This is a genomic window from Bradyrhizobium sp. Kon10, assembly GCF_055807395.1.
On record NZ_JBVVOZ010000226.1, the window covers coordinates 1 to 271 of the forward strand.

The 271-nt window shown below is 59.0% G+C and carries 1 pseudogene; it reads right to left on the reverse strand.

Going from position 1 to position 271, the window contains the following annotated elements:
* Positions 1-271 (reverse strand): annotated as a pseudogene (locus AC0L2O_RS36820) (hypothetical protein); the annotation flags it as partial.

Consider the following 271-nt stretch of genomic DNA (forward strand, 5'->3'; position numbering starts at 1 on the left):
CTGTCTTCAACGGGTCGATCTTGCCGCTCTTGAACAGCAGCCGGTCATAGGGTTCGAAGTCGCGATCGAAATCGGCAAAGCTGCTCGACCAGATGTTGTCAGGCGTTTTGTTGCGCTGGTCGAACGACAGGCCGTCGCCGAACACGCTCGGCCGGTGGAGTATCTCCTGGAGTTCGAACTGGAACTCGACCCAGGCCTGGCCGCTGTTGTTGAGCACGTCGACGCGCATATACATGAGGCCATTGGCAAATTGGCCCGCAGTGCCGAAGGG